This window comes from Microvirga lupini, assembly GCF_014191055.1.
Lineage (GTDB): Bacteria > Pseudomonadota > Alphaproteobacteria > Rhizobiales > Beijerinckiaceae > Microvirga > Microvirga lupini_A.
The window spans coordinates 20,567-36,127 of sequence record NZ_JACHWB010000011.1; the positions used below are offsets into that span (position 1 = coordinate 20,567).

Consider the following 15,561-nt stretch of genomic DNA (forward strand, 5'->3'; position numbering starts at 1 on the left):
CGGTCACCACCGGATGCTTAGGCCAATGATCGGTCCGTGCTGGAGCATATCGAATTCGTAGCGCTGCCGACCCTCGCCTTGGGCATAGTCGACATAGAGCGCCCGGTAGCCGATCACGCCCGAGAACGTGATGCCTTGGTAGGTGCCAAGCTCGAACCCATAGGCGCCGATGGCCTGCCAGGAGAAGTCGCTGCCCACCCCGAACCCGCCGATGTCCCCGCGCAGCAGCAATTCGTGGCCCGGCGCCACTGTATAGCGCAGGCGCGCCCCGACGACCGGATCGAGCCAGTCGACGGAACCAGAGCGGGCGAAGGCCCGGGAACCGGCCACCTCAAGGTCGCCGAACTGGACCGCAGCCGTGACATCGAGGGACAGGTCCGCCTCCTGGTACCAGTACCGGGCCCCGCCGACGACATCAAAGGCCAATGCGCCGAAGCGGGCCACCTCATAGGCGGCGCCGACCTCGGCGATAGCCATCTCGATGTCGAGGCCGAGCGATGTGCCGAGGGTTCCAGTGACGCCTGGCGCCAGCGTCCGGCTGCGGACGTTGTCGCGCTTGAGGCCGATTTTGCTCCAGACGACGTTGGTCATCAGGGTAAATGGACCATTGCGGGCCTCAAAGTCGCCCATCAGGGCCACGAGCGTGTCGCTCTCCTTGACGATGTCGACGAAGCTGGCATCGACCTTCACCGAGCGCCCGCGCACGGTCGTCGTGCCATCCAGCGCCGTGAGCCAGCCATACGGCACGAAGCGGAAGCTCCATGACGGCGGCGCAGGCGGTGCCTCGAGGACGGACGGTGCGGCGGCCGGCACGTCGGCCGCACCTACCGCACCTCCCGTTCCGGCGAGGATGCACAGCGACAGGACGATGTGGCGGGACAAGCGCCGCGGGGCCATGCCCGACAGCAGGGTGTGACCGGTTCGTATCACATGGACCTCCTCGCAATCCCTTTTCCAGGCATCTGAGCACACTCATCCTCGGGCTGCCAGAGATCTCTCGCGCTTCACCGTCATGGTCATCAACGGCCTCGATCCTCCTGTCCGGCTGGAAAGACGGTCTTCCAATCCCGCTTCATGTCGATCACGGTCCACCGATCCAGTGCCGCGGCATCGAGCGCTTTATCGAGGCGGCCAACCTTCGACTGGCGATCATAGGCGTATTCCCTTTCCGCATCCGTGTGATGCACGATGACGCCGAGCCGGCGTTTGCCCGCATCGGTCGTCCATTGCAGCATCTCGAGATCCCCGTCAGAGTTGCCGAAGGCGGCGACGGGCCTCAGTCCGATATGCTGGTTGATGCCAACCGGTTTGCCGGGGCCATCGTCCACGAAGTTGACCTTGGGCAGCCGGAAGAGTGTCGGCCTGCCGTCGCGCCGCTCGAATGTCGTAACGATGCTGGAGCCTACAATCTGCGATGGTGGGATGCCGTACCGCTCCGGCGCGAAGGCGCGCATGAACTCGATGCCGCCACCCGAGACGATGAAGGTCTTGAAGCCGCTGGCCCGCATGTAGGCGATCACTTCGAGCATGGGCTGGTACACGAGTTCGTCGTAGCGGCGGCCGAAGCGTGGGTGCTTGGCGGTCGTGAGCCATTCCTTCACTGTCTGTTGAAACTCCGCAGGTGTCATACCCGCATGGGTCATGGCCACGATCTCGACATCTCCTTTCTCGCCTGCGGCAGCGAGCGTCGCCATGTCGCCTTCGAGCACGGCCTTGAAGGGCTGCGTGTTCTTCCATTCGGGATGCTGCGGCGCCAGCGCCTTGACCCGATCGAGCGCGAATGCGAACTGGACATAAATGGGTTGCTCGATCCAAAGCGTGCCATCATTGTCGAAAGTGGCAATCCGCTCAGGTTCCGGTATGAAGTCCGCCGAGCCCTCGCGGGTCACGTCGGTGACGAAGGCGATGATCGCCTGCTTTGCCGAACCGTCGTTCCAGGAGGGCAGCGGATCGGTCTGGGCGGCCGCTGCGGAAATCCACCCGGCCACTAGGGCCATGATGCCAAGCCTGATGTATCGGATATCCATGTAGGCCTCCTTTGCGGCCCTGGATCGTGCGCGCGGTGCGCCTACCCGGGCGATCCGTGATCAGCAATCTGTGCAGATGCCCTTCTCGACCTCACGGTCAATCCGTCGATCCTGCTTCTCCATCTGCTCAGTGGCGATGGTGTCGTTGGTCGAGAATTCATTCCGCGGCGGCGTTACCGCATCGCGTTCGAGCGTCCGCTCCGACGGGATCGCGATCTCGCCATCGGGCAGTACGGGGCCGCCATTCCGATCCTGGGCCCAGCCCGGGGCAGCCGCCGTCAGAATGCCGAGAGCGGCAAGAAGAAACATGCGTGGCATGGCCAGTCCTCCTGTTTGCCAATCCTTGTTGAAGCCAGCCAAGCTGGCTGTCCGATCCTGGGGAGCCGCCGTTGTCGAAACGGCTTCCCCGCTCGCGGGAGAGGCACGGGGAGCACCTCAGACACCGGAACAATCCGCGCGACACCTCGTTGGGAGACCACTCCTGGATCTGTCGCGTCAGCGTCGCCCCGATGTTCCGCAGTTCCAGAAGCGGACAGCGAGGAAATGCATGGGTACGCCATTGCAGGTCCGGGTGAAGCTTTGCGCCATCGGCTTGGCGCTGCTTCCCATGATCTCCAGCCCCGATGGAATTGCCTCGCGAGCCGTGGCCGAAGAAGCCGAAGGCTCTTGCGTCGACCCGTCGGGGTTCGCTCGTTCCGTTGTCAGCATTTCCTGGCGTTTCGGTCAGCCTCGCCGCGATGGGAGACGGGAGATTGTGGGGGAGCGGGCCACAGCCTGGTTCTACCCGTCGCCGCGCTTCCTGGTGACGGCTGCGCACTTCGCGAGCGAACTCCCCGCTGACGGCTGGCAGGAAGCTGAACTGCGGCAGGCTCCCAGGGAAGGAGATCCCGATGTCACGGTCCACGTCCAGCTTCGTGTGGCGGTTCAAGGCACGGTGTCCGAAAACGGTGTGAGGGGAACGAGAAAGGGCGGCGATCTGGCGGAGGATCTCGCGATCCTCGAGTTGCAGGAGTCGTTCCCGGATGCGCAGGTGCTCGATATCCAGCCGGAAGTGCCGTCGAAGGACGCGACTGTCCTGGTCCTCGGCTATCCCCGGGGGCAGATGAAGTCCGCACGTGGCATCGTCCGGGAAGCCGGGAGGGCTGCGGAAAAGTATCCCGGCTTGGCCCTTCTCGAGGTTCAAGGGTCGAACCGCCTCCTGCTCAATGAAGGTGCGTCCGGGGCGCCAGTGATCGATTGCCGGCTCGGCCGCGTGGTCGCAGTGCTGAATGGCCTGTTGACTGGGCCTTCCCTGCCATTTCTGCCCTTGGAGAATTCCGTGATGCCGACGCCCTGGGGAAGCCCGACCAATACGGCCGTTCCGGCCTCCACATTGAGTGTGATCGGCGGCCGAGCGCTCTGAGCGATGCAGGATGCACCCTAGCGAGGCCTCCGACCGTGCAGCATCAGAAGTCATCCGAGCCATCCTTGCACCGGTACCCGATGAAGCATTGCGGGTTGTTGGAGCTCGATACCCATGCCGGCTCGGGAACTGGTCGACTGTGCATTCGGGCCGCTCCTCACGAAGCGTGCGTAAGTGGAGGGGCCGTTGTCGAGCACGACCGCCTCTTCGCGCAGGTCCGCTGCGAGGTGGGAGGCCCGACATGGGCAATTGCAATGGTTGCGCCGAGGCTGAAAGCGATGACCGGCAGCAGGATTTTCGACATGGCTCCCCCCTTCCTGACAGGGACTATTCATCGATCCGTTTCGGAGTCGGGGAGAGCCTGTTGAACGCGGCTCTCCCCGTACTGAGATCAGTTGCCCGTTGGCATCGGCAGGTGGACGCCGTCCTTCGCGAGCATCTCGCGAACCGACTGGACGCGCTCGTAATCCGAGAGCGTGATCGGGCCGGTGTAGCCATAGCTCTGCACCTTGCGCGGCGGATACTCGACGTAGGTCTTCATCACCTTCTTCACTTCCTCCTCCATGACCACACCCATCCAGGTGCGCTCGGTGAAGTTATTCATGAAGATGTCGTAGCGCTCCTGAGGATCCTGCCACAGGTCGAACACCTGCGGGACGGTGGCGACGTATTTTTCCGGGCCCTTCCATCCGAGATTGGTGTCGACGGCGAGTCCGCCGGTGTTGGTGCCGTCGTCGCCACGAAGGTTGAACAGGAACTTGTAATTATTGACGCGGACAGCGCCGGGCGACAGCTCGTTCTCCGTGAAGTAGAACCAGGACTTGCGCTCGGACTTGCCCGTTCCGAACAGCACCGGTGTCATGTCGTAACTGTCGAAGATGATCGGCTGGCCCTCGCGGTCCTTCTCGGGCAATTTCGTGCCCGCCGCGGAGGCGAAGGTCGCCATTAGGTCGAGGCCGCCGAGAATTTCGTGGTTCTTGGTGTCGGCCTTGATCTTTCCGGGCCACCACGCCATGGCCGGCACCCGGTTGCCGCCCTCGCGAAGGGTGCCCTTGGTGCCGCGGAGCGGGGTATAGCCGGCGTCTGGATATACATCCTGCCAAGCACCGTTATCCGTGGTGTAGAAGACGAGCGTGTTGTTGCCGCCGACCTGACGGATCTTGTCCATGATGCGCCCGATCCGGGCATCCAGTTCGACGACCGAGTCGGCATACTTACTCTTGGACAGCGACTTGTGAACGTAGTCCGGGTGCGGCAGGTTGGGCTGGTGCACCTTCATGAAATTGATGCTCATGAAGAACGGTTCGCGCGACTGCGCCGCCCGGTCGAGATAGTCGAGCGAGGCCTTCTCGATATATTCATCGAAGAATGGAATCCCGACGATGCCCTTGTCAGGCGTGTTCACGTATTCGCCATTGATCTTGAACTCCTCGCGAGGCGTCTGGCCCGCGTTTCCGGACAAGGCACCCTTGGTCACACGCTGGAACATCGCCCGCAGGTCGGCAGGCATGTCCGGGAACCAGTTGGGATCGGCATAGGTGTAGGCGTTGAGATGATAGAGGCCGCAGTACTTCATCTCATCGTAGCCCTGGGCATTGGGCAGCGCATAGTCCGCCTCGCCAAGGTGCCACTTGCCGCTGAAGAAGGTGCGGTAGCCCGCTTGCTTGAGGACCGAGCCGAGTGTCCATTCGGCCGCCGGCAGGCCGCCGCCCTGTCCCTGGAATGCCACGGTGGTCATGCCGCTGCGGTTCGGGATGCGCCCCGTCTGCATCGCGGCTCGCCCCGGGGTGCAGCTCGGCTGGGCGTAGAACGAGAAGAAGGTCATGCCCTCCTGGGACAGGCGGTCGATGTTAGGGGTCGGCATGCCGCGTCCCTCGCCGCCGCCATAGGGGCCGAGATCGCCGTATCCCGTGTCGTCGGACACGATCAGCACGATGTTGGGCCTCTGCTGCGGAGCCTGTGCGAAGGTCGGGACGGCCATCGACGCGCTGATCAGGGCCGTGGCCCCGACCAAGGCAGCTTTGGCGCGCATGCGCCGGAAGCGGTGCCTGCCGGCGGCAGGTTGCGAGAACGCACGATCACTGGTCATGGGGTGCTCCTCTCTCTGATCACGCACCGGAAGCCGACATGGCTCGTCGAGGTGTCGACAGGCTGCGGATGACGCGCCGCCGGGCGGTAACGGCGGCAGTAGTTGGGCGCGCACAGATGCGAACCGCCCTTGATGACCCTGCGGGGGATGCGGATCTGCGGCTGGCAGGGATCGTAGCTTAGGTCCTCACGGCCGCCGCGCGGGTTCTCGGGAATGCAGCAAGCCTTCACGGCATCGGCAGGATGCTTCGGCGCGTAGAAGTCGCTCGTCCACTCCCAGACGTTGCCGATCATGTCGCGGAGGCCATAGCCGTTGGGTGGGAAGGCAGTGACTGGCGAGGTGCGCTGGAAGCCGTCCTGAGTGAGGTTCTGGAACGGAAACGCACCCTGCCACGTGTTGGCCATCGGCCACCCGTCCGGCATGAATTCGTCGCCCCAGGCGAACTCGGCCCCGTCGAGGCCGCCACGGGCGGCGAACTCCCACTCCGCCTCGGATGGCAGGTCCTTGCCGGCCCAGCGGGCATAGGCGAGTGCGTCCGTGTAGGTCACGTGCACCACGGGATGGTTGTCGAGGCCGTTGATGGTGCTCTTCGGACCATAGGGATGGCGCCAGTCGGCCCCCTTGAGCAGGGTCCACCACTGGCTCCAGTTCCGGAGATCGACCGGATGATCCGGCGGCGCGAAGACGAGCGAGCCGGCATAGAGCATGTGCGGCAGGGCGTCGGGATAATCCTCCGGATCGGGCTGCCTCTCGGCGAACGTGACGTGCCCTGTGGCTCGCACGAACTCGTGGAACTGGCGGTTGGTGACTGGTGTGCGGTCGATCCAGAACCCATCGACCGTGACTCGATGCGCCGGGGCTTCCTCGGGATAGTGACGATCCGAACCCATCCGGAACGTGCCGCCGGCGATCCAAACCATGTCGGCGCGCGAATGGTTCGTGAGATCATGGTCCCGATGATGCTTGGGGCTGACCTGCAACATGGGGTGGCTCCCGTGCTGGCAATGTCGGCAGTCTCGCCCGGCATGGCATCGCAGGTCTATCGGGGTCTGTCCTGAATCTGACGGAGGCAAACCCTGAATCATGCCTCCGATCCCCAAAGATCCTTCGGGAGCACCGCCAGACGGGGCTTGGTATTTGGGCAGGCCTTGCCTGTACCAGTCGACAGGGGGCAGGCAAAGGGTTTAACCTATGGTGTCTGATCGAGGGTCTGTCGCACCTCCCCATCCCGTTGCGTTGCCCTTGCGGCCGGAGGTTGCCGTCATGAGCGATGGCACCGTCCCAATGATTGCGCGCGCTCTTCCGGGCCTGCCATCGCGCCTGCGGGGGCGTCTCGCCATGACCTTTGCGGCTGTCATCCTGATCACGTGCGCCGTTGCGGCGGCGCTGCTGCTCTCAAAAGCCTGGCGGGAGCGGGAACTCATCCGGGAGCGTACGCTGGGCACGGCGATGGCACTGTCGTTCGGGTTCGACCAGGAGGTGGCGGCCGGCAACGCCCTGCTGAAGGGGCTGTCGTCGTCGCCGGCCCTGAAGGCCGGAGATGCCAGAGGCTTCTACGACCAGCTCAAGGCGACACCGATCCCGGACGGCTCCTGGCTGATCCTCCAGGACCTCGACGGACAGGTCGCCAACACCCTCCGGCCCTACGGGGCACCGCTCCCCCGGCATCGGGACTTCCCAACCTATCCGGAAGCCCTGAACCGCGTCCGCGAGCGTGGTTGGACGGTATCGGGCCGGATGGCGAGCCTTGTGAAGCCAGGATCGACGATCATCGCGCTCAGCCTGCGGATCGACCACGACGATGGCACGATGAAGGGCTTCATCACCACCATCCTCGCACAGGACCGGCTCGGCACCATCCTAAGGGGACAAGACGTTCCCGAGGCATGGACGCTGGGCCTCTACGACCGCAAGCTCCAGCCGATCGTAACGGCGCGGGGCGCCGAGACATCGTCGCGGCTTCCTATGCCGGAAGCCTTAGCGACGCGCCTCGGCGCGGTTACCAGAAGCGAGAACGTGGGTGGCTTGATTGAAGCCGTCGATGAGCAAAAAACGCCAGTCTTGGTCGCGTACCGCAGCTCCGGGGCGACGAACTGGACGACTGTGGTGACGGTCCCGCTTTCCCTCGTGGATGCGCCGGTCGCAGGCGCTCTGCGGCAGATGGCCGGAATGGCGGGCATCCTCCTTGCGGCCAGCGGAATCGCCGCCCTGTTCACAGCCCGTCAGGTGGAGCGGCCCCTCCGAGCGTTGGCAGACCAGATCACTGGGGCGGAGAAGCAGGTCAGCGAGTTGTCCAGCCAGTTGCTGGCGCTCCAAGAGGACGAGAGGCAGCGGATCGCCCGCGAGTTGCACGATTCGACCGCCCAGCACCTCGTGGCGGCAAACCTCGGCCTTGCAGGCCTTGAGGCGGAGGTCCGGCACAGCGCAACCGGCCGCAAAATCTTGGCGGAGATCGAGAACCTTCAGGCTGAGGCGCTGCGGGAACTGCGCATCTTCACCTACCTGCTGCATCCACCAAATCTGGCGAATGACGGCCTCCAGACCACGCTGCGGGACTTTGCCGAAGGCTTTGCTGGCCGGACTGGCCTCTTAGCCCGTATCCGTGTCCCGGAAGAGGTCGATGACCTGCCGTCGGAACTCCAGCGGACGATCCTGCGTGTGGTGCAGGAGGCGCTCACCAACGTGCACCGGCATGCAGGCGCTTCACGCGTATCGGTCGATGCCCGGATCCGGTCTGGACGGCTGGTGGTCCGCATCCGGGACAACGGACACGGAATGGCGAATTCCAATCGGCCCGATGGGCCCATCCGGTTGGGCGTTGGCATCGCCGGCATGCGCGCCCGCCTAGAACAGTTCGGCGGTGATTTGAGGATCAAGACCGGTCCGGGCGGCACCTCTGTTGTTGCCATTGTTCCAATCTCGCTGACGGGACGGGCGCTGACCCAAGCCCGCCGGATGCTGGATCCGTGGCTGCCAGTTCCGGAACGGACTGACGGAGAGACCCTCCATTGAGGTTTCAGGGTCTGCCCCCAGCAGATTCGGGGTTCCGCCTAGGTGAGGCATCCCGCGCCAAGATGTATCCTGCTATCGGTTCGCTCGAATAGCCGCGACTGCCGAAGGACGCTCCATGATGACGCGCATCCTGATTGCCGACGATCACGACGTGGTCCGCTCCGGCGTACGGACCATCCTCGAGGGGCATGAAGGTTGGGAAGTTGTCGGTGAGGCCAAGGACGGCAAGGAGGCTGTCGATCAGGCAATCGCCACACGCCCCGACATCGTCATTCTCGACTATGGCCTCCCGCTGGTGAACGGGGTCGAGGCCACGCGGCAGATCCGAAGTCGAGTGCCAGGCGTGGAGGTCCTGATCTTCACCATGCACGACACCGACAGCCTGGTCCGGGATGTCCTTGAGGCGGGCGCCCGCGGGTTCCTGCTCAAGTCCGATGCCAGGCAATTCTTGGTCTCGGCGGTGGAGAGTCTGACAGCCCACAAGCCGTTCTTCACCGGAAAGGTTTCTCAAACCCTTCTTGAGACCTACCTGTCGAAAGGATCAGCAGACGAGTCGGCCCTGAGCTCGCGTGAGAAGGCCGTGGTGCAACTGATTGCCGAGGGCAAGACCAACAAGCAGATCGCCGACATCCTCAGCATCAGCACCAAGACGGTCGAGACCCATCGCGCCCTTGCCCTGCGTAAGCTCAATCTCGACACAACGGCGGCCCTGATCCGCTACGCCATCCGCAACAAGATCGTGGATGCCTGAACTGGAGAGATAATGAGCGGCTGAAGGAACTCATGAAGGGAGGCTGAAATGATGTTTTCACGACGGCGTTTCTGCTGCGCTGGGGTCCTCGTCGGAACCGCAGCGACGCTCGACAGAGCTCTTGCCGCTGACTCATGCGCGGTGCAGACACGCGAGCGGCAGGTTACCCTGAGTCCGGACGATGCCCTGAAGGAGCTCAAGGCTGGCAACGAGCGTTTCCTGACGCAGACCATGCGCAACTGTGACCTCCTCGGCCAGGTTCGCGCGACCGCGGGCGGACAGTATCCCTTTGCAGTGATCATCGGCTGCATAGACTCGCGCGTGCCGCCGGAACTGGTGTTCGACCAGCGCATCGGCGACATCTTCAGCGCCCGTATTGCAGGCAATGTCGCGGACGACGACGTCGTCGGGAGTGCAGAGTTCGCAACAAAGCTCGCCGGGGCGAAGCTCATTGTCGTGCTGGGCCACAGTGAGTGCGGTGCCGTCAGGGGCGCGATTGATGGCGCAGAACTCGGGATGCTCACCAATCTGTTGAAGCGGATCAAGCCGGCGGTCGAGGCCAGCAAGAACGTTCCAGGGGAGCACACCTCGAGGAACAAGGACTTCGTGCAGCAGGTAGCCACCGCGAACGCCAAGTTGGCAGCCGAGGGCCTCGAGCGCGATAGCCCGGTTCTGCGTGACCTGATTGCCAAGGGTGAGCTCAAGATCGTTGCGGCGATGCATGATGTCTCCACTGGGCGCATTACGTTCCTGGGTTAGCAGCCAGGAACGTGACGTTCTGCGGCAAGCCTGCCCTTCCGGAGCACGTCGCCAAGACTTTGCTGACGATCATCGAGCATGAGTGATTCTGCGAGGGAGCAGCCATGCCCGTGGTGGCCCGTTCCCGGTGGGCTTCTTACCGGATCTGCGCGAGGGAGGTAAGCGCTCGCGAAGGTCCGGGGCGTTGAACGGCTGCTGGCAGTGCCGCTCCTGGTCATGATGAAGATCGTTGCGGACCGTGTTGAGTTATGGAAGCTGGTCGGGCACATCATTGGCGCTTGGATAGGCATTGCATGAAAGCCGTAGCCTGAATCGCGGCCGTGCGAACCTGAATGTCGCGTTTTGGCACTTGCCAGAAGTAGGCGAAACATCCACTTTGGATACGTGCAACGGACGTTCCTGTCAGTGAACGAACTTCACTGCCTGACCCAAAGCGGCCCCTTGCGAGCCTCATGATGGGCTGTGATCATTCTGCAATGGAAAAAGCTCCCTCGTCGGTGGTTGCCGGGGAGGGAGCAGGAGGAAGATGCCTTGCGGCACAGCCCGACGATACTCCGCTCAGGATCGGTGCCCACCACCTGGGTTAAACGTGGCCGCTAAGATCGTCCTTGTTCTTGAGCCTTTGCCCTGTCGTCCATTGCGAACGACAGCCTAGCCTGAAGCACTACGTCACCCGTCTCGTCTCTGACCCTCACGCTGAACTCGCGTGGGTCTCCACATGTGAGACTATTACGGGCCATGTCCCAGAGCGCCCGGCATGCCATCTCTCTGGCAGCCGCAAGATCGGCCACCTCCAGTCCGATCTCGTCAGGGATGAAACGATCGCCATCATCGGTGTCGAAGAAGTAGCGGGGCGGGTGACCAAGCGGAACAGCCCGGTTCGTAGTCGTAGAACGGCTCTCCGGCGACGGCCTCTCCGATCTGGAACCTTGAACAGGAGCGGTCTTCCTGACGTCACCCGCCTCAGGGTCCGCCAGGAGTTCGAACTGCCGAGCCGTCGCAAGGAGCTTGTCGAGGCCGTCTATGATGGAGATCTGTTCCGTCATGAGACTGGCTCCTCCTGAGGAGCAACAAACCCATCAACGACTGTAACGGTCAGGATTTCAGGCTCCGGCCATTGGACATCGCAGATTAACAGGCACATAGTGCTCTCATCACCGGCCGGCCCGAACCCGTAGGCGCTGGTGGCTGAGAGAGACGTGTGCTCCCGCCTGCAAGGCTGGGAGCGCCGTTATGGCCAACACGCCCAAGACACCGATGACCCGTGCCGAGTACGACGCGCAGATCCTCCAGAACTCGCGGAAGGCACTGGTACAGTCATACCGGGTGCTCAGGGAGACGGACGCTCTCCTGACAATCCGAGACCTGCGACCTGCCACGACGGGCTCAGACCCAAGGCCTCGTCGTGACGGTGAATAGCCGTACGAGGTTCCCGATTGCGATTTCAAACCTCGACCGCAACGACCGGGGGGCTCAGGCTTGCCTCATTGTCGGTGGGAGAGTTGGCTGACCGCGTGCAGCAGTTCCTCAACCCGGAACGGTTTCTCCAGGTGCGCTGCACCCTTTAGAGCCTCAGGGATGCTCATGGGGCCATATCCGGTTGAATATACGAACGGCAGATTACGCCGCTGAAGCATTTCAGCCACCCTGAGGCCGCTCTCGCCTCGCAGATTGATGTCGAGCACGGCACAGGTGAGGCTTTCGTTCTCGGCCAGGGGCAAAGCCTTGTCCACGCTGGGAACCGGACCGATCACCTCGGCCCCACAGTCTTCGAGTGCCCGGCAGAGGTCATCGGCGATGTAGTACTCGTCCTCCACCAGGAGGACGCGGCTGCCAGTCAGGTCGGGCTTGTCAGGTTTCTCGTCGCTGGCTGCGGTCATCGTCGTCGCTCTCCGTGCCGGATGGGCCCTGTCCCGGTGTGACATCCGTGGCTGCGCTCCTGTCATTGAGCGGGAGTACGATGATGCAGCGGATGCCACCGGGTGTGAACTGCAACTCCGTCTCGGCATCCAGCTCATAGCGGAGGGTCCGCTCGATCAACTCGGAGCCGAAGCCACGCCGCCGGGGAGCCCTGCTGGCGACGCTGACGCCGCTCTCGCGCCATTCCAGCCTGAGCTTCCGATCCCCGTCGGCGCCCTCGATCCGCCACGTGACATCGATGTGGCCTGTGTCTCCGGACAGAGCACCATACTTGAGGGCATTGGTGGCAAGTTCGTGGATCGCCAGTCCGATGGAATCGGCTGTCTTGGCCCGTAGCCGCACCGGCGGGCCGTCGATGCGGGCCTTCTCCTCGTCCCTGACAGCGAGGGAGAGCAACTCCTCCCGCACGAACTCCTCCAGGTCGACCCCGGCATCAGGAGCCCGGGTGGCCATGGCCTGGGAGCGGGCGAAGGCTTCGATGCGCCCTTCAAGGTGCATGGCATAATCCTCGACCGTCTCGCTCGTGGCCGCCGTGCGCCGGGTGATGGACCGCATCACGGCAAGGGTATTGCGCACGCGATGCTGCAACTCGGCCAAGAGCATCCTGGTATGCCGCTCACTCTCGCCTAGCGCCTGCTCCGCCTGCTTGCGGTCCGAGATGTCGACGCAGGCGACGGAACCACCCACGATGCGTCCGCTTCCATCCCGAATGGGGCTGACGCTGGTCAGCGCCCAGACGACCGATCCATCCGGTTGAACGTAGCGAGTGTCAGCTATGAACGGCTCGCCCGTGGCGTGCAGGCGCTCAAGCAGGGCGGCATTCCGCTCGGCGTCGTCGGGGTGGATGATGTCCCGTAGAGGCTTGCCCATCAGGGTTTCGGCGCTGCGGCTAGCCATCGTGCAGAAGCGGTCATTGATATAGGTGAGGTTGCCGTCACGGGTTTCGGCGATGCCAATGGTGGCCTGGGTGACGATGGCCCGGAACCGCTCCTCGCTTTCCCGCAGTGCCTGCTGTGCTCTTGTGAGCGGCGTCATGTCGGTGAATGTCACCACAGTGCCGCCGATGTAGTTGTCGATGCTGCGGTAGGGCAGCACGCGGACCATGTAGCGGGTGCCCGTGGTCGGGTCGGCAATCTCGCGGTCTATGCTGCCCAGGGTCCGGGCTACGCGCCGGGCATCCTCCTGCAGCTCTTCATAGGTGATACGAGCCTTGATGTGAGCGATTGGGCGGCCGATGTCGGTCTCGACCAGGTGGAAGATCTCGGCCACGGCGGGCGTGTAGTTCATCACCCGCAGCTCGTTGTCGAGGAAGACCGTCGCGATCTGGGTGCTTTCGAGAAGGTTCTTGAGGTCGCTGTTGGCCCGTCCGAGCTCCTGGACGCGATGCGCCAGCTCGCCGTTGACCGTGGTCAGCTCCTCGTTGACCGATTGCAGCTCCTCCTTGGAGGTCTCCAGCTCTTCGTTGGCGGATTGGAGCTCCTCGTTGAGGGATTGGTACTCCTCGTTCGAGGATTTCAGCTCCTCGTTCGTGCTCTCCAGCTCCTCGATGGTCGCCTGAAGCCGTTCGCGGGTGACCCGCAGCTCGGCTTCGAGCCGTTGCACATGTTCATCGTGGAGGGCGGTTCCCGTCGCCTCGCGGCCATCGCCATCAAGGCGGGCGGCGCTATCCTTGAAGATCACGACATAGCCGGCGCCCGCATCGGGCTTCTCGCCGAGAGGTTCGATCACGATGTCGACCATGCGGCGCGTGCCGTTGGTTCCCAGGGTGAGCCCATCGACCTGCACGCTTTGGTGCTCCTCGGCCGCTTTGGTCAGGGCCACACGCAGATCAAGGCGCAGGTCGCTATGAACGAGGTTGAGCAGGTTCAGGCTTGCAGCACCGCCGGCCGGTTCGATGTAGCGGCCGCTTCTGCCCGAGAAGTGCAGCACGTCGAAGTTCTCATCGATCACCACATGGGCCGGAGCATAGCGCTCCGCGATGGTCTCGGCCTGCCTCGCCAAATTGCCCTCGAAGGCGCGGGGGCGCTGCGGCAAGGTGTTCTCAGGCGGCCGACGGTCCACGGCGGTGAACGGGAAGTCAGGCATGACCCGAACCGTCGTTTCAAGGCGCTGGAAGATGCGAAAGCCCCGGTCCACCGGCCCGAACAGCCTCGTGTGCCGCGAGATGTTCTCCGAGTTGCCCAGGAACAGGAAGCCGCCTGGCTTGAGGGCAAAGTGAAAGAGGGGAATGACCCGATCTTGCAGGTCGGCGTTAAGGTAGATCAGCAGGTTGCGGCAGGAGATCAGGTCGAGGCGCGAGAACGGGGCATCTTTGACGACGCTGTGCTGCGAGAAGATGCACATCTCCCGCAGCTCCTTGACCACGCAGTAGGTGTTGCCCTCCTTGACGAACCAGCGCGCCAGGCGCTCCGGGCTCACATCCTTCGTGATGGACTCCGGATAGCGCCCGACCCGCGCCGTGGCGAGGGCCCGACCATCGATGTCGCTGGCAAAAATCTGCACGTGGGGCACGGTGTCGAGCCTGGCCATGTGCTCGCGCAGGAGGATACCGATGGAATAGGCCTCCTCGCCCGTCGAGCAGCCGAGCACCCACACGCGAAGAGTGTCGTTGCGGGTCTTGCCCTCGAAAAGCTTGGGTATGACCTGGGCTTCGAGGAGTTCGAACTCCCGGCGATCCCGGAAGAACTGGGTCACCCCAATCAGGAGATCGTTGAATAGATTCTGTGCCTCGTCCGCGTGGGTCCGCAGGATGTCGACATAGGAGTCGAGGGTGTCGGCCTGCACGACCTGCATGCGGCGTTGCACGCGCCGGAAGAAGGTGCCGGCCTTGTAGCCGTGGAAGTCATGCCCGGTCTTGTTGCGGAGGATGGTGGCAATATTCCCGAGCGCTCCGGAGATCTCCTCCGCCGCATAATCTTCTCCAGCGGTGTCGCGATAGTTCTTCAGGTGCTGGGCATAAAGCCGGATGCGCCCCGGCATCTCTTCGACCGGCAGCACGAAATCGGCCAGCGCCACAGGGCTGCTGCTGGCGGCAAGGCTCTCCGACGACACCTCGCTGGTTGCCTCCGCCAGGGTGAGGCCGCCAGCCTCCTTGATGGCGCCGAAGCCGAGAATGCCGTCACCGCCGGTGCCGGAGAAGATGATGCCGACGACGTCCCTGTTCTGATCGTGCGTGACCGAGACGAAGAAGCTGTCGATGGTCCCGCGCTCACCAGGCTCCTCCTGAGCCACGCGGCTCCGGAAATGCCCGTTTTCGAGCGTCAGGATCGTGTTGGGCGCGTGCCAGTAGATCCTCCCCGCCTCGAGCGGAGCGCCGTCCGTCGCCAGGGACAGCTCACGCTGCCGCTCGGTCAGGACGTGTCTGAAGCGCTCCTCGTCCAAGGCTTCGCGGTGTTGGAAGGTCAGGACGACTGCCATGCCGTTGTCGAGGGTGAGATCGCTCAGGAAGCGCTCCACAGGCTGGCTGTTCGCTCCGGAAGCGCCGATGGCGATGATCAGATCCACGGTCGCATTCACGAAGCCGTCCGTTGGAGGGGCTTCCCGTTGAGCTCTCTGTTTGCTTCGCTTGGCGGCCAACTTGCAATATCCCTGCTTTCTCTAG

Annotated in this window: 12 protein-coding genes; 4 read left to right on the forward strand and 8 right to left on the reverse strand. The window is 63.5% G+C overall.

The features are described from left to right. Positions 1 to 3: 3 nt before the first annotated feature. The 3 genes from FHR70_RS22520 to FHR70_RS22530 all read right to left on the reverse strand — a co-directional run bounded on the left by FHR70_RS22520 (position 4) and on the right by FHR70_RS22530 (position 2,345). Complete coding sequence (locus FHR70_RS22520; protein WP_343058871.1) at positions 4 to 930, reverse strand: hypothetical protein; 927 nt, start codon at positions 928 to 930, stop codon at positions 4 to 6. Positions 931 to 1,019: 89 nt separating this feature from the next. Next, positions 1,020 to 2,027 (reverse strand): HAD family hydrolase, encoded by a 1,008-nt coding sequence (locus FHR70_RS22525; protein ID WP_183454458.1) that lies wholly within the window; start codon positions 2,025 to 2,027, stop codon positions 1,020 to 1,022. Positions 2,028 to 2,087: 60 nt separating this feature from the next. After that, on the reverse strand, positions 2,088 to 2,345 hold the full coding sequence (locus FHR70_RS22530; RefSeq protein WP_183454460.1) for a hypothetical protein: 258 nt from the start codon (positions 2,343 to 2,345) through the stop codon (positions 2,088 to 2,090). A gap of 229 nt (positions 2,346 to 2,574) precedes the next feature. Between FHR70_RS22530 and FHR70_RS22535 the strand changes: the two genes are divergently transcribed. After that, on the forward strand, positions 2,575 to 3,429 hold the full coding sequence (locus FHR70_RS22535) for a S1 family peptidase (protein WP_183454462.1): 855 nt from the start codon (positions 2,575 to 2,577) through the stop codon (positions 3,427 to 3,429). Between the two features lie 391 nt (positions 3,430 to 3,820). Here FHR70_RS22535 and FHR70_RS22540 read toward each other — a convergent pair whose 3' ends face one another. Both FHR70_RS22540 and FHR70_RS22545 read right to left on the reverse strand, forming a co-directional pair. Continuing rightward, positions 3,821 to 5,518: an arylsulfatase gene (locus FHR70_RS22540; RefSeq protein ID WP_183454464.1), complete on the reverse strand. Its 1,698-nt coding sequence runs from the start codon at positions 5,516 to 5,518 to the stop codon at positions 3,821 to 3,823. Then, positions 5,515 to 6,438 (reverse strand): formylglycine-generating enzyme family protein, encoded by a 924-nt coding sequence (locus FHR70_RS22545; protein ID WP_183454597.1) that lies wholly within the window; start codon positions 6,436 to 6,438, stop codon positions 5,515 to 5,517. Before FHR70_RS22545 ends, FHR70_RS22540 begins: the two co-directional genes overlap by 4 nt. A 343-nt stretch (positions 6,439 to 6,781) precedes the next feature. Here FHR70_RS22545 and FHR70_RS22550 point away from each other — a divergent pair, with 343 nt between their 5' ends. The 3 genes from FHR70_RS22550 to FHR70_RS22560 all read left to right on the forward strand — a co-directional run bounded on the left by FHR70_RS22550 (position 6,782) and on the right by FHR70_RS22560 (position 10,040). After that, entirely contained in the window at positions 6,782 to 8,530 is a 1,749-nt protein-coding gene (locus tag FHR70_RS22550) for a sensor histidine kinase (RefSeq protein WP_183454466.1), read from the forward strand. A gap of 118 nt (positions 8,531 to 8,648) precedes the next feature. Then, a complete protein-coding gene (locus tag FHR70_RS22555) occupies positions 8,649 to 9,281 on the forward strand; it encodes a response regulator (RefSeq protein WP_183454599.1) in 633 nt (210 codons plus the stop codon). 48 nt (positions 9,282 to 9,329) lie between these two features. Beyond that, positions 9,330 to 10,040 carry a carbonic anhydrase family protein gene (locus FHR70_RS22560; protein WP_246408457.1) on the forward strand — a complete coding sequence of 237 codons (711 nt, stop codon included), beginning with the start codon at positions 9,330 to 9,332 and terminating at the stop codon, positions 10,038 to 10,040. A gap of 596 nt (positions 10,041 to 10,636) precedes the next feature. Here the strand turns inward: FHR70_RS22560 and FHR70_RS24245 are convergent. The 3 genes from FHR70_RS24245 to FHR70_RS22575 all read right to left on the reverse strand — a co-directional run bounded on the left by FHR70_RS24245 (position 10,637) and on the right by FHR70_RS22575 (position 15,476). Continuing rightward, on the reverse strand, positions 10,637 to 11,086 hold the full coding sequence (locus FHR70_RS24245) for a DUF6894 family protein (protein ID WP_246408459.1): 450 nt from the start codon (positions 11,084 to 11,086) through the stop codon (positions 10,637 to 10,639). Positions 11,087 to 11,524: 438 nt separating this feature from the next. Beyond that, entirely contained in the window at positions 11,525 to 11,920 is a 396-nt protein-coding gene (locus tag FHR70_RS22570) for a response regulator (RefSeq protein ID WP_183454468.1), read from the reverse strand. Further along, positions 11,892 to 15,476, reverse strand: a complete 3,585-nt coding sequence (locus FHR70_RS22575; RefSeq protein WP_343058874.1) for a CheR family methyltransferase — start codon at positions 15,474 to 15,476, stop codon at positions 11,892 to 11,894. Before FHR70_RS22575 ends, FHR70_RS22570 begins: the two co-directional genes overlap by 29 nt. Between the last annotated feature and the right edge of the window lie 85 nt (positions 15,477 to 15,561).